Origin of the sequence: Massilia oculi (genome assembly GCF_003143515.1) — a bacterium.
GTDB lineage: Bacteria > Pseudomonadota > Gammaproteobacteria > Burkholderiales > Burkholderiaceae_D > Telluria > Telluria oculi.
The window spans coordinates 2,741,870-2,762,631 of record NZ_CP029343.1 but is presented as its reverse complement, the minus strand read 5'-3'; the positions used below and the strand labels follow the sequence as shown (position 1 = coordinate 2,762,631).

The following is a 20,762-nucleotide window of genomic DNA, read 5'->3' as shown; positions in this document are numbered from 1 at the left end:
TCAATGCGGGGTGAAGGTGACACGGGTCGGCACCGGCTTGAAGGTGCCCATCGTGCTCCACCATGGCATCAGGAGGAAGAACGCAAAGTAGGCCAGCGTGCACACTTGCGACAGGATGGTGAAGGCCGGGGTCGGCAGCTGGGTGCCCAGGTAGCCCAGGGTCACGAACACGAGCGCAAAGAGGGCGTACACCCATTTGTGCCAGCTCGGACGGTAGCGCAGCGATTTCGCTGGCGAGTGGTCGAGCCATGGCAGGCCGGCGATGATCATCACCGACGAGCCGAACAGCACCACGCCCCAGAATTTCGCGTCCAGCACCTGCGGCAGCATGCCGATCACCAGCAGCAGGCCGACCACGGCGACGATCGCCTTGGTGCGGAAGTGCAGGCGCGATTTCAGCCAGATGAAGGCCACGTACAGGGCGATGCCGATCATCAGCACGTACATGAAGTCGGCCGTGGTCGCGCGCAGCACCGAGTAGAACGGCGTGAAATACCAGGTCGGCGCGATGTGCGGCGGCGTCTTCATCGAGTCGGCCGGCAGGAAGTTGTTGTACTCCAGGAAGTAGCCGCCCATCTCGGGTGCGAAGAACACGACCGCCGAGAACAGCAGCAGGAACACCGACACGCCGAACAAGTCCTTGGTGGTGTAGTAGGGGTGCGACGGGATGCCGTCCAGCGGATGGCCGTCCGGGCCCAGGTTTTCCTTGATCTCGACGCCGTCCGGGTTGTTCGAGCCCACTTCGTGCAGCGCCGTCAGGTGGGCGGCCACCAGGCCCAGGATCACCAGCGGCAGCGCGATCACGTGGAACGCGAAGAAGCGGTTCAGGGTGGCGTCGGAGACCACATAGTCGCCGCGGATCCACAGCGACAGGTCTTCGCCGATCACGGGGATCGCGCCGAACAGGTTGACGATCACCTGGGCGCCCCAGTACGACATCTGCCCCCATGGCAGCAGGTAGCCAAAGAAGGCCTCGGCCATCAGGCACAGGAAGATGCCGAAGCCGAACAGCCACACCAGCTCGCGCGGCTTGCGGTAGGAGCCGTACATCAGCCCGCGCGCCATGTGCAGGTAGACCACGATGAAGAACGCCGAGGCGCCGGTCGAGTGCAGGTAGCGCACCAGCCAGCCCCACGGGACTTCACGCATGATGTATTCGACGGAGCCGAAGGCCAGCGCGGCGTCCGGCTTGTAGTGCATCGTCAGGAAGATGCCGGTGACGATCTGCAGCACCAGCACCAGGGCCGACAGCGAACCGAACAGATACCAGACGTTGAAATTCTTGGGGCGTAGTACTTGCCCCATTGATCGTTCCACAGCTTCGATGCGGGGAAGCGGTCATCGACCCAGGCCAGGGCTTTCTCGTGCACCGGTGCGTCGGCCGGCAGCTTGGTCTCCTTGAATGCACCCATTTGTTATGCCTCGCCTTTCTCGTCTTTGCCGATCACGAGCTTGTTATCGGACAGATACATGTATGGGGGGACATCCATATTCGTCGGCGCCGGCTTGTTCTTGAACACGCGCGCCGAAAGGTCGAAGGTCGAGCCGTGGCAGGGGCACAGGAAGCCGCCCGGCCAATTGTCGGGCAGGTTGGGCTGCGGGCCGGAGGCCAGGCGGGAGGAGGGCGAGCAGCCCAGGTGGGAGCAGATGCCGACCGTGACCAGCACCTCCTTGTGCTCTGCGCGCGAGCGGAACGGATTCTTGGCGTATTCCGGCATCGGCAGCTGGAACACATTGTCGGAGGCGGGATCGGCCAGTTCGCCCTGGTCCTTCTCGAGCGTGGCCATCATTGCGGGGGTGCGGCGCAGGATCCAGACCGGCTTGCCGCGCCATTCGACGACTTTCATTTCACCCGGAGCGACGTCGGAGATGTCGACTTCAACCGGGGCTCCCGCCGCTTTTGCGCGCTCGGAAGGCTGGAAGGTGCTGACCAGGGCTCCCGCCGTGGACACGCCGACGACGCCACCGGCCGCGCACGTCGCGACCAGCAATCCGCGTCGGCCCGGATCGACCTGCTTTTCATTACTCATACCAACCCCACTCCGTGAATATACGAATTTTAAGAATTAATAGCGAGCTTCCAGCATCCAAAATTATATGTGAACGGCAATACCTAAGGGAAAAAAATTGTCTGGGCTACACGCTTTGGCAGAATGGTCTTTTGTGCTCTTGCAGCATTTGGCTGTAAGACAGCCTCCGGAGCGTTCAGGTATCATGCAAAGGCTTGTATCAACAACAACGAGGGGAATCACAAATGGCGATGATGGAAGAATTCAAGAAATTTGCGATGCGTGGCAATGTCATTGACCTTGCCGTTGGCGTGATCATCGGCGGCGCCTTTGCGCGGATCACCGATTCACTGGTCAAGGACATCGTCATGCCGCCGATCGGCGCGCTGCTGGGCGGCCTCGATTTCGCCAATTATTATATTCCTCTCAACAACCAGGGCTATAACCTCCCCTTGGCAGAGGCGCAGAAAGCTGGAGCTGTGTTGGCATACGGTAATTTTCTGACCATCCTGCTCAACTTCATCATTCTTGCCTTCATCATCTTCCAGATGGTCCGGCTGATCAATCGCCTGCGCGGCCCGGCCGAGGAAGCCAAGGCAGCGGCGCCGGTGACGCCGGAAGACATCGTGCTGTTGCGCGAAATCCGGGACTCCCTCAAAAAGTGAACGACGATACCGTCCACGAATTACGGCGTGCGAAGCCGAAGCGGCCGCTTCTGACGCGTCTCTGGCTGCTGTTCGCGCAAGCGGTAACGATTGCGCTGGCGGCCTGGTTCGTGGTGGCCGCCCTGCGGCCAGAATGGCTCGACAGGCCAGATAGTGTCGCGGTCGGCAACCCGGGCAACCCGGTGCCGATGCTGCAGGCGCCGCCGCGGGCGGCGGCCGGCAGCTTCCGCGACGCCGCCGCCAAGGCGATGCCGGCGGTGGTCAATATCTATACCAGCAAGGCTTCGCGCCAGTCGCATCCCTTGTTGAAAGATCCGTTCTTCCGCCGTTTCTTCGGCGATCGCGCGCCGCCCGACGAGCAGCTGGCCAGCCTCGGATCCGGCGTCATCGTCAGCAGCGACGGCTATATCCTGACCAATTTCCACGTGATCGACGGCGCCGACGCGATCGAGGTCGGTCTTGCTGATGGCCGCAAGGCCGCGGCGCGCCTGGTCGGCACCGATCCCGAAACCGACCTGGCCGTGATCCGCATCAGCGAGCGCAACCTGCCGGTGATGGTGCTGGGCGACCCCGAGGGCGCGCGCGTGGGCGATGTGGTGCTGGCGATCGGTAACCCGTTCGGCGTCGGCCAGACCGTCACCCTGGGCATCATCTCGGCGCTGGGTCGCAACAACCTGCACATCAACCACTTCGAGAATTTCATCCAGACCGATGCCGCGATCAATTTCGGCAACTCGGGCGGGGCCTTGGTCGATACTGAAGGTCATTTGCTGGGCATTAATGCGGCCATTTACTCGCAGACCGGCGGCTCGGTCGGGATCGGCTTCGCCATTCCCGTGTCCACCGCCAAGACCGTGCTCGATTCGATCGTTAAGCATGGCAGCGTGGTGCGCGGCTGGATCGGCATCGAATCGCAGGACATCACGCCCGAGCTGGCCGACAGTTTTGGTCTGGCCAAGCGCAGCGGCGCCATCATCGCCGGCGTGGTGCGCGGCGGGCCGGCCGACCGCGCCGGCATCGTGCCGGGCGATATCCTGGTGGCGGTGGCCGGCGAGCCGATCGCGGACACCAGCGAGATGCTGAACCTGATCGCCAAGCTCGCGCCTAGCGCCAGGACGCAAATGACGATCCTGCGCAAGCGGCGCGAAGCCACGGTCGACGTGACCGTGGGCCGCCGGCCGCGCCAGGCGCCCTGAACTTTTCTATCGATACCCCGGACCACCATGCATCTGCGCGACCTGACGCAATTTCTCACCGAACTGAGCGAAAACAATAACCGGCCCTGGTTCCTCTGGAATAAGCCGCGCTATGACATCCTGCGCACCGAATTCGAGGAAACGGTCACCGAACTGATCAAGGCCCTGACCAGATTCGACAAGCAGGTGGCGGCCTGCAATCCCAAGAAGGCGATGTTCCGCATCCACCGCGACACCCGCTTCTCGAAGGACAAGACGCCCTATAAAACCCGGTTCTCGGCCGGCATCACCCCGCACGACAAGCGCCGCCCGAGCGCGGGCGGCGGCTCGACCTATTATTTTCATATCGAACGCGATGGCACGCTGGGCTTCGGCGTGGGCGAGTACCTGCCGCCGGCGCCGCGCCTGAAGGCGATCCGCGAGCACGTGGTCAACGATGCGACGGGTTTCGCCAAAGTATTGAAGAATAAGAATCTTCACGCCACCTATAACGACATGCTGGAAGAGGACAAGTTGCAGCGTCCTCCCAAGGGCTTCGATCCCGATCACCCGCATGTCGATTACCTGAAACTGAAAAGCTTCTTTGTGTGGACCGAGGTGAAACTGGACCTGAACGCACCGGATCAACTGGTGCCGCGGTTGGCGCAAGGATTCCAGGACGCCTATGCGCTGGTCAGCTGGCTGCGCAGCGTGCCGGAACCGCAAGAGGAAGCGACAAACGCATAGAGGAGGGCGACATGGCCTTGCATCACGCAGTATCCGGCGAAAAGATTGCTTTGCAACGCGGCGACGACGACATCGCCTATTTCACCTCGGTCGCCCTGGTCAAGACCGAGCACATGGAACTGATCCGGCTGGTGCTGCCGGTCGAACGGCCGATCCCCGAGCACCGGGTCGACGGCGAAGTGACCATCGTGTGCCTGGAAGGCGAGATCGCGGTCGATGCGCACGACAAGACCACCAACCTGCAACCGAGCGAGATGGTTTATCTGGCGGGCGGCGTGCCGCACACGATCCGCGCCGTGTCGGATGCGGTGGCGCTGATGACCATTTTGATGGCGCCGCAGCGTTAAAGGCGTAGGGTGGACGGCGAGCCGTCCACCCTACGCCAATTCCTCCCGCGGATCCCGCGCCAGCAACTGCGCCGCCATCTGCGCCGCATCCACGCCGTCGAACAGCACGCTGGCCACCGCCTCGGTGATCGGCATGTCGACTTCCATCCGGCGCGCCAGTTCGCGCACCGCCTTCGCGCACGGCACGCCTTCGGCCACGTGGCCCAGTTCCGTCACGATCGTGTCCAGCGCCTTGCCTTCGGCCAGCGCCAGCCCCACGCGACGGTTGCGCGACAGGTCGCCGGTGCAGGTCAGGATCAGGTCGCCCATTCCCGACAGACCCATGAAGGTGCCCGGCTGCGCGCCGAGCGCCAGCCCCAGGCGGGTGATCTCGGCCAGGCCGCGCGTGATCAGGGCGGCTCTGGCATTCAGGCCCAGGCCCAGGCCATCGGCGGCGCCGGTGGCGATCGCCATCACGTTCTTGACCGCGCCGCCCACTTCCACGCCAACCAGGTCGTCGTGCGAGTAGACGCGCAGGTTGTCGCCGTGGGCCGCCGCCACCACCCGCTCGCGCAGTTCGGCATTCGAAGACGCCACGGTCAGCGCGCACGGCAGGCCGCGCGCCACTTCCTGGGCGAACGAGGGGCCGGACAGCGCCGCACCCGGCACGCTGTCGCCGAGCACCTGCGCCACCACCTGGTGCGGCAGCAGGCCGGTGCCGGCCTCGAAGCCCTTGCACAGCCAGACGACGTTCGGGATCGGGCGGCCGCGCAACTGTTCCAGCAGCGGGCGCAGGCCGGCCACCGGGCAGGCCAGGATCAGCAGCGGCGCGTCTTCTTCGCGGCCGGAGGCCACATGGGCGATCGCCGCCTCGAAGTCGGCGCTCACGCGCAAGGCGGGCGGCAGCGGATGGCCCGGCAGATAGGCCAGGTTGTCGCGCGCGGCATCGGTATCCGCCATCTGCTGGGGATTGCGGCCCCACAGCAGCACGTCGTGGCGCGCGGCCAGCGCGATGGCGACGGCGGTGCCCCAGGCGCCGGCGCCGAGGACGGTGATCTTGGTATTGGGTTTGTTCTGTTGCATGGAACTCCTGGAGTGGATTTACAGGCCCCAGATCTCCGAGACCTTGATATAGCCGATGATGCCGTCGCGATGGCGCACGCGCGCCCAGACGAGGGCATGGGGATCGACCAGTTCAAGTAAAACGCCCTTGTCGGCCGTCATCAGGACCGCCGAGGTTTCATCGGGGCCGGAATGGACCCGGCCACCGGGCGTGCGTACCAGCACATTGCGTCGCGCGGCCAGCGAATTCGCCGGCGTCCAGGCCACGTCGCCGTTCATGTCGCGCACCTTGACCCAGTTGCCATAGGCGATCATGACCTGCAGCGGCATGCCGGGCGGCGCCAGATAGAGTTTGTTTCCCTTGGCCGATGGCGTCTCGTACAGGATCGCCGGGGCGGTGCCGACCGTCTTGAAATCGAAGGCGTGAGCGCTTGGCGTGGCCAGCACTGTCATTGCCAACAGTGGAGCAGCTGCACGAAGTCGGGAAGGGAGCATGGCGGGCCTGGGGTTGTAGGTGGAACCGCGACGCCGAAGGGCTGGCACGGACGCGACCTGGGCCGCGTCCGTCTTGGTGACACTTAGTTTGCCGGTGCGGCAGCTGCTTCGGCCATGGCCGCGGCGCGCTGCTGGTAGAACGCTTCGAAGTTGATCTCGGCCAGGTGCACTGGCGGGAAGCCGGCACGGCTGATCACGTCGGCGATGTTCGCGCGCAGGTATGGGTAGATGATGTTCGGGCAGCCGATGCCCAGCAGCGGATCCATCTGCTCGGCAGGGATGTTGCGGGCTTCGAAGATGCCAGCCTGCTTGCCTTCCACCAGGAACGCAACCTTGTCCTTGACCTTGGCGGTGACGGTGATCGTCACGGTCGACTCGTAGATGCCTTCGGCGATGCTTTCGGCGCCGACGTCGAGCGACACTTCGATTGCCGGCGCTTCCTGTTCCAGGAAGATCGATGGCGAATTCGGTTGCTCCAGCGACATGTCTTTCAGGTAGACGCGTTGGATTTGGAATACTGGTTGCAGAGTTTCGTCAGACATGGAACGCTTTCTAATAATAGTGGGAAGCAGATCGCCAGTTTGGCAGGCCGCTCCGGGGTGCTTGGGTCAAACGCGACGACAATTGTAGCAAAACCAACTTGGAAGCAATAGCGGCTTTGCCGCCCGCCGCCGCGTTCAGCCCAATTAGCTTACTCGCCCTTGAGCATCGGGTCCAGGCGTCCGGCCTGGTCCAGCGCATACAAATCGTCGAAACCGCCGACGTGGATGTCGCCAACATAGATCTGCGGCACGGTGCGGCGGCCGGTGCGCTGCATCATGATCTGGCGCTGTTCCGGGTCGAGGTCGACGCGGATGCGTTCGATGTCATGCACGCCCTTGGCTTCGAGCAGGCGCTCGGCGCGCACGCAATAGGGGCAGGCTGCGGTGTGGTAGAGAACGACGTGGGCTGTCATGCTGAATCCTTTCGTGTCTGCCGGCCCGAACACCGGGCCGGCGGGTTTTGGGACCTCGAAAAACCTGCTGCGCGTTGCAGTTTCAGTCTGCGATGCTCACCGTACGCCCGTACGGTTGCGCTTCTCGACCGAAACTGCTGCCGCTCGCGACGGTTTTTCGAGGGCCCTTTACTTCGTGACCGGCAGTCCCGCAGCCGTCCAGGCCGTCAGGCCGCCTTCCAGGCTGTGGACGTCTTCGAAGCCGGCCGCCTGCAACTGGCGTGCGGCCTTGTCGCCACGGGCGCCGGTCTGGCACACCACCACGACGGTACGGTTCTTCGACTTGTCCAGTTCGCCGATGCGATTGCCCAAGTCTGCCAGCGGGATGTGTTTCGCGTCGCGCAGGTGGCCTGCCGCGAATTCTTCCGCGCTGCGTACGTCGACCACGGTGGTCTTGCCGCGGTTGATCATCTGCGTCACCTGCAGCGGCGTCGCGCGTTTTCCGCGCGGCGCCAATGCCGGCCACAGCAGGGCGACACCCGAAATCACGGCGATCGCAACAACGAAGATATTATCGAGTAAGAAATTCACAAGGGTTCCGATTGGTTGAACTGAATCGGGGCATTATAAAATAGATGCCGGACCGGACTTCAACCAGAATTTTTTCGAGAAGAAGAGACTAATGTACAAGATCGTATTCATGCGCCACGGCGAATCCACCTGGAACCTGGAAAACCGCTTCACCGGCTGGACCGACGTCGACCTGACCGAAAAAGGCGTGGCCGAGGCGAAAGCCGCCGGCCGCGTGCTCAAGGAAGCCGGCTTCACCTTCGACGTGGCCTACACCTCGGTGCTCAAGCGTGCCATCCGCACCCTGTGGCTGGCGATGGACGAGATGGACATGATGTACCTGCCCGTCAAGAACGACTGGCGCCTGAACGAACGCCACTACGGCGCCCTCCAGGGCCTGGACAAGGCCGAGACCGCCGCCAAGTTCGGCGACGAGCAGGTGCTGGTCTGGCGCCGCAGCTACGACACCCCGCCGCCGGCGCTCGAGAAGGACGACGAGCGCACCTCGTTCGGCGATCCGCGCTATGCGGGCCTGAGGGAAGACCAGATCCCGCTGACCGAATGCCTGAAGGACACCGTGGCGCGCGTGATGCCGGCCTGGAACGACGAGATCGCTCCCGCGATCCGCGCCGGCAAGAAGATCCTGATCTCGGCCCACGGCAACAGCCTGCGCGCCATCATCAAGATGCTGGACAACATCAGCGACGCCGACATCGTCGGCCTGAACATCCCCAACGGCCAGCCGCTGGTGTATGAGCTGGACGCCGACCTGAAGCCGATCAAGCACTACTACCTGGGCGACCAGGAAGCGATCGCCGCCGCCATGGCGGCCGTGGCCAACCAAGGGAAGGCAAAGTAAGTCTTGCATTTGCCATTCACGAAGGGAGCCGGCAGCGTACTCATGAGTACGCTGCTGGCGGTCGCGCTGTCCGGCGCGTTTTCTACCGACGCCTGGGCCCAGCGCCAGACCGAGCGCAGCCGCCAGAAAGCGGCGGCCGAGAAGCAGCGCGCCGGCATCCAGCAAAAGCTGCAGGCGATCAAGCGCGACATCAGCCAGACCGAAAGCGCCAAGGAAGACGCGGCCGACACGCTGGCCGAGTCCGAGGCCGCCATTTCCAACGCCAACCGGGCGCTGCGCGACCTGCAGGAAGAGCAGGGCGCCACCAATACGCGCCTGCAAGACCTGGCCGCGCAGCAGGAACAGCTGAACCAGACCATCGCCGCCCAGCAAAAGCAGCTGGCCAAGCTGTTGCGCGAGCACTATGTGGCTGGCAACGAAGACCGGATCAAGCTGCTGCTATCGGGCGACAACCCGAACCGCATCAGCCGCGACCTGCAATTGATGGCCTATGTCTCCCAGGCCCAGGCGCGCCTGCTCGGCTCGCTGCGCGGCAACCTGGCGCAAGTCGAGGCCAACCGCGACCAGGTCGAGAACGCCCAGCAAGAGCTGGAAGAAATCGCCCAGGAGCAGCTCGACCAGAAGGCGCTGCTGGAGACGGAAAAAGCCAAGCGGGCGGCGCTGCTCAACACCTTGTCGACCCGCCTGGCCGACCAGCGCAAGCAGGCCGATCGCCTTGAGCAGGACGAAGAACGCATGTCGGGCCTGGTCACCCGCCTCGAACGCCTGATCCGCGAGCAGGAAGAAGCCGAGCGCAAGCGCCAGGCCGCCCTGGCGGCGAAACGCGCCAAGGCCAAGGCCGCGGCCGAGGCCAAGGCGAAGGCGCTGGCGGCCGCGCGCGCGAAAGCGGCGGCCGAGAAGGCCGAGCGTGACCGCGAACGCGAGCGCATCGCGCGCGAGAACGCCAGGCCGGGCGCCAAGCCCAAGCCGATGCCCGAACCGATCAAGGAGGCGCCGATCCTGGCCCAGGAGCCGGACCAGGAAGACCCCGGTCCGAGCGAGCCGCCGCCGCCGATCCTGGGGCCGGCCGCAGCCAGCGGCTCGTTCACGGCGCTCAAGGGCCGCATGGCCAGCCCGGTCAACGGCACGGTCGCGGCCCGTTTCGGCGGACGCCGCGGCGACGGCCCGACCTGGAAGGGCAATTTCATCAAGGCCGCCGAAGGATCCGAGGTGCGCGCCGTGGCGCCGGGCCGGGTGGTGCATGCCGACTGGATGCGCGGCTTCGGCAACCTGATCATCATCGACCACGGCGACGGCTACCTGTCGATCTACGGCAACAACCAGTCGCTGCTCAAGCGTCCCGGCGACAGCGTGCGCGCCGGCGAGGCGGTGGCCAGTGCCGGCAATACCGGTGGCAACGAGGAATCGGGGCTATACTTTGAGCTCAGGCATCGCGGCAAGGCCATCGATCCGGCGGGCTGGGTCAGGTTCTAGACAAGGCATAACATGGGCATGAAAGCAAAGCATTTCGGGCTGGTCGGCGTGGGCGTCCTGGTTGGCGTGGCGGCATCGTTCCAGCTCTCGGCCCATGCGCAAAAGGCCGGCGCGCCCTTGCCGCTCGACGAGCTGCGCCAGCTGGCCGACGTGTATGGCCTGATCAAGACCGACTACGTCGAGCCGGTGGAAGACAAGAAGCTGCTGTCGGAAGCGATCGGCGGCATGGTCGCCTCGCTCGACCCGCACTCGGTCTACCTCGACCCGAAGGCCTTCCGCGACATGCGCGAGGCGGTGCAGGGCAAGTTCGTGGGCGTCGGCGTCGAGATCTCGAACGAGGACGGCTATATCAAGGTGGTGTCGCCGATCGAGGATACGCCCGCCTTCAAGGCCGGCATCAAGCCGGGCGACCTGATCACCCGCATCGACAACGTCCCCGTGCGCAATATGTCGTCCGACGAGGCGATCAAGCGCATGCGCGGCAAGGTCGGCAGCAAGGTCACGCTCACCATCGCCCGTCCCGGCGAAGACAAGCCCTGGGTGGTGCCGATCGCGCGCCAGGAAATCAAGGTCGTCAGCGTCAAGGCCAAGATGGTCGAGCCCGGCTATGCCTGGCTGCGCATCAGCCAGTTCCAGGAAAACACCCTGGACGAGCTGGCCAAGAAAACCAAAGAACTGTACGCCGAACAACCCGACATCAAGGGCCTGGTGCTCGACCTGCGCAACGACCCGGGCGGCCTGCTGCCGGGCGCGATCGGCGTCTCGGCGGCCTTCCTGCCGCAGCCGGACCAGGTGATCGTCAGTACCAAGGGCCAGATCGCGGATTCGAACCAGAACTTCTATGGCCGGCGCGAATTCTACGCCCAGCGTGGCGACCCGCTGGCGGGCTTGCCGGCCGGCCTCAAATCGGTGCCGATGGTGGTGCTGGTCAATGGCGGCTCGGCATCGGCTTCCGAAATCGTGGCCGGCGCCCTGCAGGATTACCAGCGCGCGATCGTGATGGGCAGCCGCACCTTCGGCAAGGGCTCGGTGCAGACCTTGCGGCAACTGTCGGAAGACACCGCGATCAAGCTGACCACGGCGCGCTACTACACGCCGAAAGGGCGGCCGATCCAGGCCACCGGCATCGAACCCGATATGCAGGTCGACGAAAGCGCCGAGGGCGACCTGCTGAACGCCCTGCGCGTGCGCGAAGCGGACTTGCAGCGCCACCTGGCGGCCGAAGGCGAGAAGGAAGCGGCGCCCAAGGACCAGAACCCGAGCCTGGCGCAGCAGCAGCGCGCGCTGGCCCTGCTGAAGGACCGCAAGCCGATCGAGTTCGGCGGCCAGGACGATTTTCAATTGGCGCAGGCGATCAAGCATTTCAAGGGCTTGCCGGTGCAGCTGGCCAAGGGCGTGCCCGACGAAGACAAACCCGCGCCGGCGCCGCTGCCGGGGCGGAGCAGAAATTGCCTGAATTGAAGGCGCCGCCGACGAAATGAGGTCGGGGCGACCCACATGAACGACAACCAGCTCCTGCGCTACTCGCGCCACATCCTGCTCGACGACATCGGCATCGAAGGCCAGCAGCGCCTGCTCGCGGCCCATGCCCTGGTGATCGGCGCCGGCGGGCTCGGCTCGCCGGCCGCCCTCTACCTGGCCTCTGGCGGCATCGGCCGCATCACCCTGGTCGACGACGACACGGTCGACCTCACCAATCTGCAGCGCCAGGTCATGCACACGACCGAGCGCATCGGCCAGCCGAAGGTCGAGTCCGGGCGCGCGGCCCTGCTGGCGATCAATCCCGAGATCGAGGTGGTCGCCCTGAACGAACGGGCCGGCCCCGAGCGCCTGCTGGCGCTGGCGCGCACGGCCACCGTCGTGCTCGACTGCAGCGACAACTTCGCCACCCGTCACGCGGTCAACCGCGCCTGCGTCGCGGCCGGCGTGCCGCTGGTGTCGGGGGCGGCGATCCGCTTCGACGGCCAGCTGTCCGTATTCGACCCGCGCCAGCCCGATGCCCCGTGCTATGCCTGCCTGTTCCCTGAAGACAGCGGCTTTGAGGACGTTGCCTGCAGCACCATGGGGGTGTTCGCCCCGCTGGTCGGCATCGTCGGCGCGGTCCAGGCCGCCGAAGCGATGAAGCTGATCGCGGGCATCGGCGAGTCCCTGGTCGGCCGCCTGCTCATGCTGGACGGAAAATTCATGGAGTGGACTGGCGTCAAGGTGGCGCGCAATGCCGCTTGTCCGGTATGCGCCACGCGCAGTAGCGGACCGAACGAGGTTTGATGAGGGGCGGCTTAAGGGTACGGATCCAAGGTGTCGTGACGAGCGTAGGTAGCTTACAATTGCACACCCGCCGCCGGTAGCGATGTAATCATTCGCACAATTTTGTACGCAGATTCATCCGCAGTATTATCTTGTCATATTTCGGCCGTATACTGTCCCGGCTCCACCGATTCACCAGCCTAATCACACTGCATATGAATTTCCAACGTACACAACGTCGCGCCCGCGGCTTTACCCTGGTCGAGATCATGGTCGTCGTGGTCATCATCGGCATCCTCGGCGCACTGGTCGTGCCTAAATTGCTGGGCCGCACGGGCGAGTCGCGCGTCACTGCCGCCAAGGTCGACATCGCCACCATGATGCAGGCTCTCAAGTTGTACAAGCTCGACAACCAGCGCTATCCGACCACCGAGCAGGGCCTGAACGCCCTGATCGCCAAGCCGACCTCCGGCCCGGCTGCCAACGGCTGGAAAGAAGGCGGCTACATCGAGAAGCTGCCGAAGGACCCGTGGGGCAATTCCTACCAATACCTGTCGCCGGGCGTAAAGGGCGAGATCGACGTGTTCTCCTACGGCGCCGACGGCCAGCCGGGCGGCAACGGCGAGGATGCCGACGTCGGTTCCTGGCAGTAAGACATCCTTCCCATGCCGGCCTGGCGCGCGCGGGGCGCATCCTCCGGCTTCACCCTGGTGGAGCTGCTGGTCGTGATGGTCATCATCGGCATCACGCTGGGACTGGCTACGCTGAACGCGCTCCCGAGCCCGCGCCAGGACCTCGAGAACGAGGCCAGGCGCATCGCGCTGCTGCTGCAGCTGGCGCGCGACGAGGCCATCGTGCGTAACCGCCTGGTCGCGTTCGACGCCAACGGCGAGCGCTACCGCTTCATGGTGCGCGGCGACACCGGCTGGGAGCCGGTCACGCGCGACGACCTGCTGCGCGAGCGCAGCTTCAAGAATCCACCGCTGCGCCTTCAGCTCGAGCCATCCGGAACTGGAGCTGGAAGCGGCGGTCCGGACATGCTGCGCATCACGTTTGGCCGCGAGCCGGTCGACCGTCCCTTCGTGCTGACGCTGGCCTCGGGCGCCAACGCGGTCGCGATCCGCGCCGACGGCGTCGGCCACTTCACTGTCGAATGACGTCCAGGACCATGATGCCGTCTCGCCCAGTTTCCGGATTCACCCTGCTCGAAGTGCTGGTGGCGCTGGTCATCGTCGGCACCGCGCTGGCCGCCGGCCTGCGCGCGGTGGGCAGCCTGACGTCCAACAGCGCCGGCCTGCGCGCCTCGATGATGGCGACCTGGTCGGCCGAGAACCGGCTCGTGCAGATCCGCCTGGGCCGCGAATTTCCCGAGATCGGCAAGCGCAGCTTTCCCTGCCCGCAAGGCGACCTGAACCTGATATGCGAAGAAGAAGTGCTGGTCAGTCCCAACCCGCTGTTGCGCAGGATCGAAGTCTCGGTGTTCGACGCCGACAACCCGGGGCGCCGCATTGTCAAACTCATCCAACTGGTCTTGAGGCCTTCCCCGATATGAACGCTCGGTCCCGGCATGCAGGCTTCACGCTGGTCGAACTCCTGGTGGCGATCGGCATCCTCGCCATGGTGGCCGTACTCGGCTGGCGCGGGCTGGACGGCATCGTGCGCGCGCGCGTGGCGCTGACCAACGAGATGGAAATCACGCGCGGCATGCAGCTGGCCTTCGCCCAGATGCAGAACGATTGCGAGAACGCGGCCGGCAACGACATCATGCGCGGCCGCCCGGCCTTGCTGTGGGACGCCGACCGCCTGACCCTGGTGCGCAAGGTCCTCGTCGAACACGAGCCGTCGCGCCTGCAGGTGGTCAGCTACCGCGTGGTCAACGGCCAGCTGATGCGGCGCGAGTCGCCCGGCACGCGCGACCTCGACCACATCGCCCAGCTGTGGCAGGCGATCGCCTCCGATGCGCCGGCGGAGAATTCGCCGTCGGTCGCGCTGCAGGTCGGCGTGACCGGCATGCAGGTGCAGGGCTGGCAAAACGATGCCTGGCGTAATGAGCCGACCGCGGTCGGCGGCAATGGCGAGGGCCAATCCCCGCCGGTCGATCCGTCCCTGGGCCCGGCCCGCTCGCGCGAGCCGACCGGCGTGCAGGTGGCGCTCACCGTGCAGGGCCTTGGCCAGCCGATGGTCAAGTCTTTCCTGCTGGGAGGCACCTGATGCGGCCAGTGCCCCTTCCGCGCCGCCAGCGCGGCGTCGCCGTGGTCACGGCCCTGCTGCTGACCACGCTGGCGATCTCGATCGTCGCCAGCCTGTTCTGGCAGCAGCAGGTGCAGGTGCGCTCGATGGAAAACCAGCGCCTGCAGCTGCAGACCAAGTGGATCCAGCGCGGCGCCCTGGACTGGGCCAGCGTAATCCTGCGCCAGCCCTTCGGCGGGCGCATCTCGCTCGAGCAGATATGGGCCACGCCGCTGGCCGAGACCCGGCTCGACCAATACATCGAACGTGAGCGGGTGCAGGGAGAAAATTTCAATGCATCCCTGTCGGGTCAGGTAGTCGACGCCACGGCGCGCTACAATCTGAACAACCTGGCGGCGGGCGGCAAGCGCGATCCCGTAGAGACCGGGGTGCTCGGCCGCCTGTTGACCAATGTGCGGCAAGAGCCGCGGCTGGCGCGGCCGATCGCCGATTTCGTCGCCGCCGGGCAGGCGCTGACGGTGGATCCGGACGCAGCGACCGACACGACCACCCAGACGCCGCGCAAGGGCAATCCGATGCCGATCCTGCGGGTGGACGACTTGCTGGCGGTGCCGGGCGTCAAGCCCGAGACGGTCGAGGCCTTGCGCCCGTTCGTGATCGTGCTGCCGGCGCAGGGGACGACGGTCAACGTGAACACGGCGCCGGCCGAGGTACTGGCGGCGGTATTGCCCGGCTGTTCGATGTCCCAGGCCAACGCCCTGGTCGAGCAGCGCAAGCGGGTGCCGTGGAATGATGTGCAGCAGTTCAATACCGAATTGCAGTGCCGGGGCAATGAGCAGGGTGGTGCGCAGGGAGAGCTGAAGATCAGCATCACCAGCAATTATTTCCTGGTGCAGAGCCGCATCCGGCTGGATCGCGCGGCGCTGGACGCGGAATCGCTGGTGCAGAAAGGCAGCCTGACCAATCTTGGCGCCGCCGGTGGCGGCGTAAACGTGATCTGGACCCGCCAGAACTAGAAGAAAGCGAGACAGTTTGACTACTCTTTATATCCGGCATCCGGCCAGGAGCGAAGGCGAGGGCGCCTTGTGCAGGTTCGCGATGGTCGGCGACAACGGCGCCATCGGACAGCAGGGCGAAGGCGCGCTGCGCAACCTGGGCGACGTGGTCGCGGCCAGCCGGCGCGTGGTGCTGATCCTGGCCGCCAGCGACGTCACCCTGCTGGCGGTGCAGGCGCCGCCGCTGGCCGGCGCGCGCCTGCGCGCGGCGCTGCCGGCCCTGGTCGAAGAATACATCCTGGGTGACCCGCTCGATTGCGTGCTGGTGGCCGGCCCGGCCATGGCCGACGGCCGCCGTCCGGTGGCCGTGGTGCAGCAGGCCTGGCTCGAGCCGCTGGTGCGCAAACTGCTGGAGATGGGCGCGCGCGCGGTGGTGGCCGTGCCCGAACAATTGTGCCTGCCCCTGCATCCAGGCAGCGTGAGCGCCGCCTTCGGCAAGGGAGAATTGATCCTGCGCCAGAGCCAGTACGAAGGCCTCGGCCTGGCGCTCGACGGCACCCCGGTGGTGGCCCTGCAGACGGCGCGTGCGCTGGCGGGCGATGCGCCGCTGGTGCTGTACGTCGAGCACGAGCAGATGGGGGAATACCAGGCGCTGCTGGCCGAGGCCGGCCCCGGCGTCACCCTCGAGAGCGACAACTGGGCGCACTGGATCGCCGGCGCCCGCGGCAGCAGCAATGGCGGCGCGGTCGGTCCCGCGCTCGACCTGGTGCCCGGCCTGGGCACGGCGGGCGTGGCGCGGCGCGACTGGCGCCGCTGGCGCTGGCCGATCCGGCTCGCCCTGGCGGCGCTGGCGGTCAATGTCATCGGCCTCAACGTCGAATGGCTGGGCCTGAAGCGCGAGGCCGACGCCGTGCGCCAGCAGATGAGCCAGACCTTCCGCTCGGTGTATCCGGGCCAGCCGGCGATCGATCCGGTGGCGCAGATGCAGCAGAACATCGCGCGCGCCAGGGCCGGCAGCGGCGAGGTGGGCGGCGATGAATTCACCTGGATGGCGGCGGCCCTTGGCGAAGCCATCGGCGGCCTCGGCGCGCCGCCTGCGATTGCATCAATGGAGTTTCGCGAACGCGCCCTCACTGTGCGCGTCAAACCCGAGTCCGCCAATCCCGGCGCCGCCGACCAGCTGCGCCCGGCCCTGGCGGCACGCAACCTCAGCCTGGAAGCGCCCGACGCCAACACCTGGTTGATCCGCAGCACTGGTGCCTCACAATCGGGCGCATCGCAATCTGGAGTGACGCAATCGGGAGGCATGCAATGAGCATCGTCGGCAAAATCAGCGGGCTGCGCGAACGCGCCACCGCCTACTGGATCGCGCGCACCGAGCAGGAACGCAAATTCCTGATCGTCGGCGGCGCCGTGGCCGCGCTGGCGTTGTTCTATCTCGTCCTGCTCGAGCCGGCGCTCGAAGGCCGCGAACAATTGCGCCGGTCCTTGCCCGAGCTGCGCCAGCAGGCCGCCCAGCTCGAGACCCTGGCCGGCGAAGCCCGGGCCGCCGCCGGCGAGCCGGCGCCCGTCGTCACCCCGGTCACCAATGAGTCGCTTACCGCCAGCATGGCGGGCCGCGGCCTCAAGCCGGCCTCGCTGTCGGTGAGCGGCGAGTACACCAAGGTTCAGCTCAACAATGTCTCCTTTGCCAACCTGATGGCCTGGCTCGACGCCCAGCGGCGCGAGAGCCGCCTGATGGTGCAGGACGCGCAATTTTCCGCCCAGACCGCGCTGGGCCAGGTCGACGCCACGCTCACGCTGCGCCAGCGCAGCGATCCGGCTTCATGAGGCGGGCGCTGACGTGGGGCCTGCTGGTCATCCTGGCGGTGGTCGCGACGGTGCTGGCTTTCCTGCCGGCGGCGTGGCTCGGCCCGATGGTCGAGCGCCAGACCGGCGGTCGATTGACGCTGGGGGATGCGCAGGGTACGCTTTGGCGCGGCTCAGCCTTTATCGGCGGGGCGCCGGGGCCGGGTGGGGCGGTCACCCCCTTGCTGCCGGGCCGTTTTTCCTGGACCTTGTCGCCGCTGGTGGTGCTGGGCCAGGTCAGCATGAGCCTGGAAAACCCCCAGGCGCTGGCCAACCCGGTGCGGGTCGAAGGCAGCTGGTCGCAGTGGCAGGTCAATGCCGGCGAGCTGCTGCTGCCGGCCGAGGGGCTGTCGGGCCTGGGTGCGCCGCTCAATACGCTGGCGCCGAGCGGCCGCATCCGGCTGTCCTGGAACGCGCTCGACCTGCTGCGCCAGCAGAATACCGTGACGCTGCAGGGGCGCACCGTACTGTCGATGAGCGATATGGGTTCGCGCATGTCGCCCATCAAGCCGCTCGGCAGTTATGAAATGATCATGGACTGGCGTGGACCGCAGGCCGATTTGACCCTGCGCACCGTGCGCGGCGCTTTGCTGCTGTCGGGCGCGGGTGTACTGCAAAATGGACGCCTGCGCTTCTCGGGCCAGGCCAGCGCCGCCGACGGCTATGAAGACCAGCTCGGGACCATGTTGAACCTGCTGGGCCAGCGCCGGATGGTGAACGGCAAAAACGTAATCGCACTCGAGTTCAGATAATGAAGAAAACAGACCGCTCCACCTTCGCGCACCCCAAACTTCCGGCCCTGCAGCTGCCGGCCTTGCAGTTGCGGGCCCAGCGCCTGGCCGCCGGCGCCATGCTGTGCTGCGCCGCCACCCTGGTCGCGCTGCCGCTGCCGCTGCCCGCGCTGGCGCAAGAAAGCGCGAACGCCGCTGCCTTGAGCTTCGTCAATGCCGACATCGAGTCGGTGATCAAGGCGATCGGCCACTATACCGGCATGACCTTCATCATCGACCCGCGCGTCAAGGGCACGCTCACCCTGGTGTCCGAGAAATCGCTGAGCAAGAGCGAAGCCTTCGGCCTGCTCACCTCGACCCTGCGCCTGCAGGGCTTCGCGGTCGTTACCAGCGGCGACGGCTACGCCAAGGTGGTGCCCGAGGCCGAGGCCAAGCTGCAGTCATCGCCCACCCAGGTCGGCGGCGTGCGCTCCAGCAAGGCCACCGGCGACCAGATCGCGACCCAGGTGTTTTATCTGTCCTACGAGTCGGCCGCCAACCTCACCGCCGTGCTGCGTCCGCTGATTTCGCCCAACAACTCGATCATGGCGAACCCGGGCAACAACACGCTGGTCGTCACCGACTATGCCGACAACCTGCGCCGCCTGGCGCGCATCATCGCCGCGCTCGACGCGCCGGTGGCGGCCGACCTCGACGTCATCCCGATCCGCAACGCGATCGCCAGCGACATCGCCCAGCTTGTCACGCGCCTGATGGAACCGGCTGCCGGCGGCGACTCGGGCCGGGTCACGGTGCTGGCCGATCCGCGCACCAACTCGGTCGTGATCCGCGCGCCGTCGCAGGCGCGCGCCAACCTGGCCAAGAGCCTGATCGCCCGCCTGGATCAAGAGAGCTCGAGCAAGGGCAATATCCACGTGGTCTACCTCAAGAATGCGGAAGCCACGCGCGTGGCCCAGACCCTGCGCGCCGTGGTGTCGCAGGATGCATCGGCGATGCCGCAGCAGCAGCAAGGCACGCAAGGCAGCTCGATCACCTCCGGCACCGGCAGCCAGGCGGGCCAGGGCGGGCAGGGCGGCCTCGGCGGGCAGGGGGGGCTGCAGGGCAGCACTGGCATCGGCGGTACCGGCAACACCTTCGCCCAGCAGGGCCAGCAAGGCGCCCAGGGCGGCGGCCAGGGCTCGGGCTTCATCCAGGCCGACGCCTCGACCAACAGCCTGATCATCACCGCGCCGGATGCGGTGTACCGCAACCTGCGCTCCGTGATCGACCAGCTCGACGTGCGCCGGGCCCAGGTCTATATCGAGGCGCTGGTGGTCGAAGTCACCTCCAACAAGGCCTCCGAATTCGGCGTGCAGTGGGTCGGCGCCACCGGCGATTCCGACAGCAAATACCGTTTCGGCGGCCTGCAGAACTTCACCGGCGGCGGCTCGGGCAACAGCATCGTCAACCTGGCGCTGGCGGCGAGCCAGGCCGGCAGTACCGGCACCAATGGCACCACGATACCGACGCTCCCGAGCGGCCTGACTTTCGGGCTGTTCCGCCAGGTCGGCGGCGAACTCGGCCTGGGCGCGGTGGCGCGCGCGCTGGAATCCGACGGCAACGCCAACATCCTGTCGACGCCGAACATGATCACGCTCGACAACGAGCTGGCGACCATCAAGGTCGGCCAGAACGTGCCGATCATCACCGGTTCGTTCGCGACCAACAGCACCACCGGCGGCGGCAACCCGTTCCAGACCGTCGACCGGCAAGACGTGGGCCTGCTGCTGCGCGTGCGGCCGCAGATCTCGGAAGGCGGTACCATCAAGATGGCGATCTACCACGAAAACTCGAGCGTGGACGCCTCGACCCGCAATGCCGAGTCGGGCCTGACCACGAACGTGCGCGCGATCGAGAGCAATGTGCTGGCCGACGACGGCCAGATCATCGTGCTTGGTGGCCTGATCGAGGACAGCGAAGGCGATGGCGAAGAGAAAGTGCGCGGCCTGGGCGACATCCCGGTGATCGGCAACCTGTTCAAGTACCGTACCCGCAGCCGCGTGAAGACCAACTTGATGGTGTTCCTGCGGCCGGTGGTGGTGCGCAGCAAGGAAGCCTCGAATTCGATCGCGATGGACCGCTACGACTACATGCGCGCGGCCGGCGCCGCGGCCCAGCTCGAATCGACGCCGCTGCTGCGCGACCTCGGCGCGCCGCAACTGCCGCCGCTGGTGGGTGGCCAGCCGCCAGCCGGCGGCGGCATGGCGACCATGCCGGTCCAGCGCCAGCCTGCGCCGAACGCGGCGCCGGGCGCGTCCAACGATGGCGCGCCATCGCGCCATCAGGGAACCGCCCCGGGGGCGGGCCTGTCTGAACCAGGATCGGGCGCGGTCATGCCCGGCGCGGCAGTACCCGCGTCGCCAACCCGTCCGGTGCAGCAACCGAACGGGGAGTAAA

The 20,762-nt window shown here is 66.2% G+C and carries 23 protein-coding genes and 1 pseudogene; 17 read left to right on the top strand and 7 right to left on the bottom strand.

All coding sequences use genetic code 11. From position 1 onward, the window contains the following. Both DIR46_RS12735 and petA read right to left on the bottom strand, forming a co-directional pair. Positions 1-1,412: pseudogene (locus DIR46_RS12735) on the bottom strand (cytochrome b). Positions 1,413-1,415: 3 nt separating this feature from the next. Beyond that, positions 1,416-2,030, bottom strand: a complete 615-nt coding sequence (gene petA, locus DIR46_RS12730) for a ubiquinol-cytochrome c reductase iron-sulfur subunit (protein WP_071360824.1) — start codon at positions 2,028-2,030, stop codon at positions 1,416-1,418. Positions 2,031-2,254: 224 nt separating this feature from the next. Between petA and mscL the strand changes: the two genes are divergently transcribed. The 4 genes from mscL to DIR46_RS12710 are packed head-to-tail and all read left to right on the top strand — an operon-like array spanning position 2,255 to position 4,943. Then, on the top strand, positions 2,255-2,674 hold the full coding sequence (mscL, locus tag DIR46_RS12725; protein ID WP_109345541.1) for a large conductance mechanosensitive channel protein MscL: 420 nt from the start codon (positions 2,255-2,257) through the stop codon (positions 2,672-2,674). 50 nt (positions 2,675-2,724) lie between these two features. Further along, on the top strand, positions 2,725-3,870 hold the full coding sequence (locus DIR46_RS12720; RefSeq protein WP_109348013.1) for a trypsin-like peptidase domain-containing protein: 1,146 nt from the start codon (positions 2,725-2,727) through the stop codon (positions 3,868-3,870). Between the two features lie 27 nt (positions 3,871-3,897). Next, a complete protein-coding gene (locus tag DIR46_RS12715; RefSeq protein WP_109345540.1) occupies positions 3,898-4,596 on the top strand; it encodes a DUF2461 domain-containing protein in 699 nt (232 codons plus the stop codon). Positions 4,597-4,607: 11 nt separating this feature from the next. Next, positions 4,608-4,943, top strand: coding sequence for a cupin domain-containing protein (locus DIR46_RS12710; RefSeq protein ID WP_109345539.1), 336 nt, complete (start codon positions 4,608-4,610; stop codon positions 4,941-4,943). Positions 4,944-4,973: 30 nt separating this feature from the next. On the opposite strand, the gene DIR46_RS12705 is transcribed toward DIR46_RS12710, so the two are convergent. The 5 genes from DIR46_RS12705 to DIR46_RS12685 form a co-directional block, all read right to left on the bottom strand. Continuing rightward, complete coding sequence (locus DIR46_RS12705; RefSeq protein WP_109345538.1) at positions 4,974-6,005, bottom strand: NAD(P)H-dependent glycerol-3-phosphate dehydrogenase; 1,032 nt, start codon at positions 6,003-6,005, stop codon at positions 4,974-4,976. A gap of 18 nt (positions 6,006-6,023) precedes the next feature. Further along, the gene (locus tag DIR46_RS12700; protein WP_109345537.1) at positions 6,024-6,437 is read right to left on the bottom strand and encodes an SH3 domain-containing protein; all 414 of its coding nucleotides are present in this window, start codon (positions 6,435-6,437) and stop codon (positions 6,024-6,026) included. A gap of 125 nt (positions 6,438-6,562) precedes the next feature. Then, positions 6,563-7,021 (bottom strand): protein-export chaperone SecB, encoded by a 459-nt coding sequence (gene secB / locus DIR46_RS12695; RefSeq protein WP_109345536.1) that lies wholly within the window; start codon positions 7,019-7,021, stop codon positions 6,563-6,565. Positions 7,022-7,170: 149 nt separating this feature from the next. Further along, the gene (gene grxC / locus DIR46_RS12690) at positions 7,171-7,434 is read right to left on the bottom strand and encodes a glutaredoxin 3 (RefSeq protein WP_109345535.1); all 264 of its coding nucleotides are present in this window, start codon (positions 7,432-7,434) and stop codon (positions 7,171-7,173) included. A 168-nt stretch (positions 7,435-7,602) separates the two neighbouring features. Then, complete coding sequence (locus DIR46_RS12685; RefSeq protein ID WP_109345534.1) at positions 7,603-8,004, bottom strand: rhodanese-like domain-containing protein; 402 nt, start codon at positions 8,002-8,004, stop codon at positions 7,603-7,605. A 91-nt stretch (positions 8,005-8,095) separates the two neighbouring features. On the opposite strand from DIR46_RS12685, the gene gpmA reads away from it, so the two are divergent. The 13 genes from gpmA (at position 8,096) to gspD (ending at position 20,761) form a co-directional block, all read left to right on the top strand. After that, complete coding sequence (gpmA, locus tag DIR46_RS12680; RefSeq protein ID WP_109345533.1) at positions 8,096-8,842, top strand: 2,3-diphosphoglycerate-dependent phosphoglycerate mutase; 747 nt, start codon at positions 8,096-8,098, stop codon at positions 8,840-8,842. A 42-nt stretch (positions 8,843-8,884) separates the two neighbouring features. Then, a complete protein-coding gene (locus DIR46_RS12675; RefSeq protein WP_109345532.1) occupies positions 8,885-10,315 on the top strand; it encodes a murein hydrolase activator EnvC family protein in 1,431 nt (476 codons plus the stop codon). Between the two features lie 12 nt (positions 10,316-10,327). Continuing rightward, complete coding sequence (locus tag DIR46_RS12670) at positions 10,328-11,776, top strand: S41 family peptidase (RefSeq protein ID WP_229446594.1); 1,449 nt, start codon at positions 10,328-10,330, stop codon at positions 11,774-11,776. A 36-nt stretch (positions 11,777-11,812) separates the two neighbouring features. After that, a complete protein-coding gene (locus tag DIR46_RS12665) occupies positions 11,813-12,583 on the top strand; it encodes a HesA/MoeB/ThiF family protein (protein WP_109345531.1) in 771 nt (256 codons plus the stop codon). Between the two features lie 194 nt (positions 12,584-12,777). Continuing rightward, positions 12,778-13,215: a type II secretion system major pseudopilin GspG gene (gene gspG / locus DIR46_RS12660; RefSeq protein WP_109345530.1), complete on the top strand. Its 438-nt coding sequence runs from the start codon at positions 12,778-12,780 to the stop codon at positions 13,213-13,215. A gap of 12 nt (positions 13,216-13,227) precedes the next feature. After that, the gene (locus tag DIR46_RS12655; protein ID WP_109345529.1) at positions 13,228-13,719 is read left to right on the top strand and encodes a GspH/FimT family pseudopilin; all 492 of its coding nucleotides are present in this window, start codon (positions 13,228-13,230) and stop codon (positions 13,717-13,719) included. A gap of 11 nt (positions 13,720-13,730) precedes the next feature. Next, positions 13,731-14,114: a type II secretion system minor pseudopilin GspI gene (gene gspI / locus DIR46_RS12650; RefSeq protein ID WP_229446591.1), complete on the top strand. Its 384-nt coding sequence runs from the start codon at positions 13,731-13,733 to the stop codon at positions 14,112-14,114. Next, on the top strand, positions 14,111-14,773 hold the full coding sequence (locus tag DIR46_RS12645) for a PulJ/GspJ family protein (protein ID WP_109345528.1): 663 nt from the start codon (positions 14,111-14,113) through the stop codon (positions 14,771-14,773). The genes gspI and DIR46_RS12645 overlap by 4 nt, the downstream gene beginning before the upstream one ends. Continuing rightward, complete coding sequence (gene gspK / locus DIR46_RS12640; RefSeq protein ID WP_109345527.1) at positions 14,773-15,768, top strand: type II secretion system minor pseudopilin GspK; 996 nt, start codon at positions 14,773-14,775, stop codon at positions 15,766-15,768. The genes DIR46_RS12645 and gspK overlap by 1 nt, the downstream gene beginning before the upstream one ends. 16 nt (positions 15,769-15,784) lie before the next feature. Beyond that, positions 15,785-17,062, top strand: a complete 1,278-nt coding sequence (gspL, locus tag DIR46_RS12635) for a type II secretion system protein GspL (protein ID WP_109345526.1) — start codon at positions 15,785-15,787, stop codon at positions 17,060-17,062. Continuing rightward, the gene (locus DIR46_RS12630; protein WP_109345525.1) at positions 17,059-17,577 is read left to right on the top strand and encodes a type II secretion system protein M; all 519 of its coding nucleotides are present in this window, start codon (positions 17,059-17,061) and stop codon (positions 17,575-17,577) included. The genes gspL and DIR46_RS12630 overlap by 4 nt, the downstream gene beginning before the upstream one ends. Then, positions 17,574-18,347, top strand: a complete 774-nt coding sequence (gspN, locus tag DIR46_RS12625) for a type II secretion system protein N (RefSeq protein ID WP_109345524.1) — start codon at positions 17,574-17,576, stop codon at positions 18,345-18,347. The genes DIR46_RS12630 and gspN overlap by 4 nt, the downstream gene beginning before the upstream one ends. Next, a complete protein-coding gene (gene gspD, locus DIR46_RS12620; protein WP_109345523.1) occupies positions 18,347-20,761 on the top strand; it encodes a type II secretion system secretin GspD in 2,415 nt (804 codons plus the stop codon). Before gspN ends, gspD begins: the two co-directional genes overlap by 1 nt. Position 20,762 lies beyond the last annotated feature (1 nt).

Bases quoted from the DNA above. Each gene is read 5' to 3' on its own strand.
- petA (WP_071360824.1), bottom strand. From the start codon at position 2,030: ATGAGTAATGAAAAGCAGGTCGATCCGGGCCGACGCGGATTGCTGGTC.
- mscL (WP_109345541.1), top strand. From the start codon at position 2,255: ATGGCGATGATGGAAGAATTCAAGAAATTTGCGATGCGTGGCAATGTC.
- DIR46_RS12715 (WP_109345540.1), top strand. From the start codon at position 3,898: ATGCATCTGCGCGACCTGACGCAATTTCTCACCGAACTGAGCGAAAAC.
- DIR46_RS12710 (WP_109345539.1), top strand. From the start codon at position 4,608: ATGGCCTTGCATCACGCAGTATCCGGCGAAAAGATTGCTTTGCAACGC.
- DIR46_RS12705 (WP_109345538.1), bottom strand. From the start codon at position 6,005: ATGCAACAGAACAAACCCAATACCAAGATCACCGTCCTCGGCGCCGGC.
- DIR46_RS12700 (WP_109345537.1), bottom strand. From the start codon at position 6,437: ATGACAGTGCTGGCCACGCCAAGCGCTCACGCCTTCGATTTCAAGACG.
- secB (WP_109345536.1), bottom strand. From the start codon at position 7,021: ATGTCTGACGAAACTCTGCAACCAGTATTCCAAATCCAACGCGTCTAC.
- grxC (WP_109345535.1), bottom strand. From the start codon at position 7,434: ATGACAGCCCACGTCGTTCTCTACCACACCGCAGCCTGCCCCTATTGC.
- gpmA (WP_109345533.1), top strand. From the start codon at position 8,096: ATGTACAAGATCGTATTCATGCGCCACGGCGAATCCACCTGGAACCTG.
- DIR46_RS12675 (WP_109345532.1), top strand. From the start codon at position 8,885: ATGAGTACGCTGCTGGCGGTCGCGCTGTCCGGCGCGTTTTCTACCGAC.
- DIR46_RS12670 (WP_229446594.1), top strand. From the start codon at position 10,328: ATGGGCATGAAAGCAAAGCATTTCGGGCTGGTCGGCGTGGGCGTCCTG.
- DIR46_RS12665 (WP_109345531.1), top strand. From the start codon at position 11,813: ATGAACGACAACCAGCTCCTGCGCTACTCGCGCCACATCCTGCTCGAC.
- gspG (WP_109345530.1), top strand. From the start codon at position 12,778: ATGAATTTCCAACGTACACAACGTCGCGCCCGCGGCTTTACCCTGGTC.
- DIR46_RS12655 (WP_109345529.1), top strand. From the start codon at position 13,228: ATGCCGGCCTGGCGCGCGCGGGGCGCATCCTCCGGCTTCACCCTGGTG.
- gspI (WP_229446591.1), top strand. From the start codon at position 13,731: ATGATGCCGTCTCGCCCAGTTTCCGGATTCACCCTGCTCGAAGTGCTG.
- DIR46_RS12645 (WP_109345528.1), top strand. From the start codon at position 14,111: ATGAACGCTCGGTCCCGGCATGCAGGCTTCACGCTGGTCGAACTCCTG.
- gspK (WP_109345527.1), top strand. From the start codon at position 14,773: ATGCGGCCAGTGCCCCTTCCGCGCCGCCAGCGCGGCGTCGCCGTGGTC.
- DIR46_RS12630 (WP_109345525.1), top strand. From the start codon at position 17,059: ATGAGCATCGTCGGCAAAATCAGCGGGCTGCGCGAACGCGCCACCGCC.
- gspN (WP_109345524.1), top strand. From the start codon at position 17,574: ATGAGGCGGGCGCTGACGTGGGGCCTGCTGGTCATCCTGGCGGTGGTC.
- gspD (WP_109345523.1), top strand. From the start codon at position 18,347: ATGAAGAAAACAGACCGCTCCACCTTCGCGCACCCCAAACTTCCGGCC.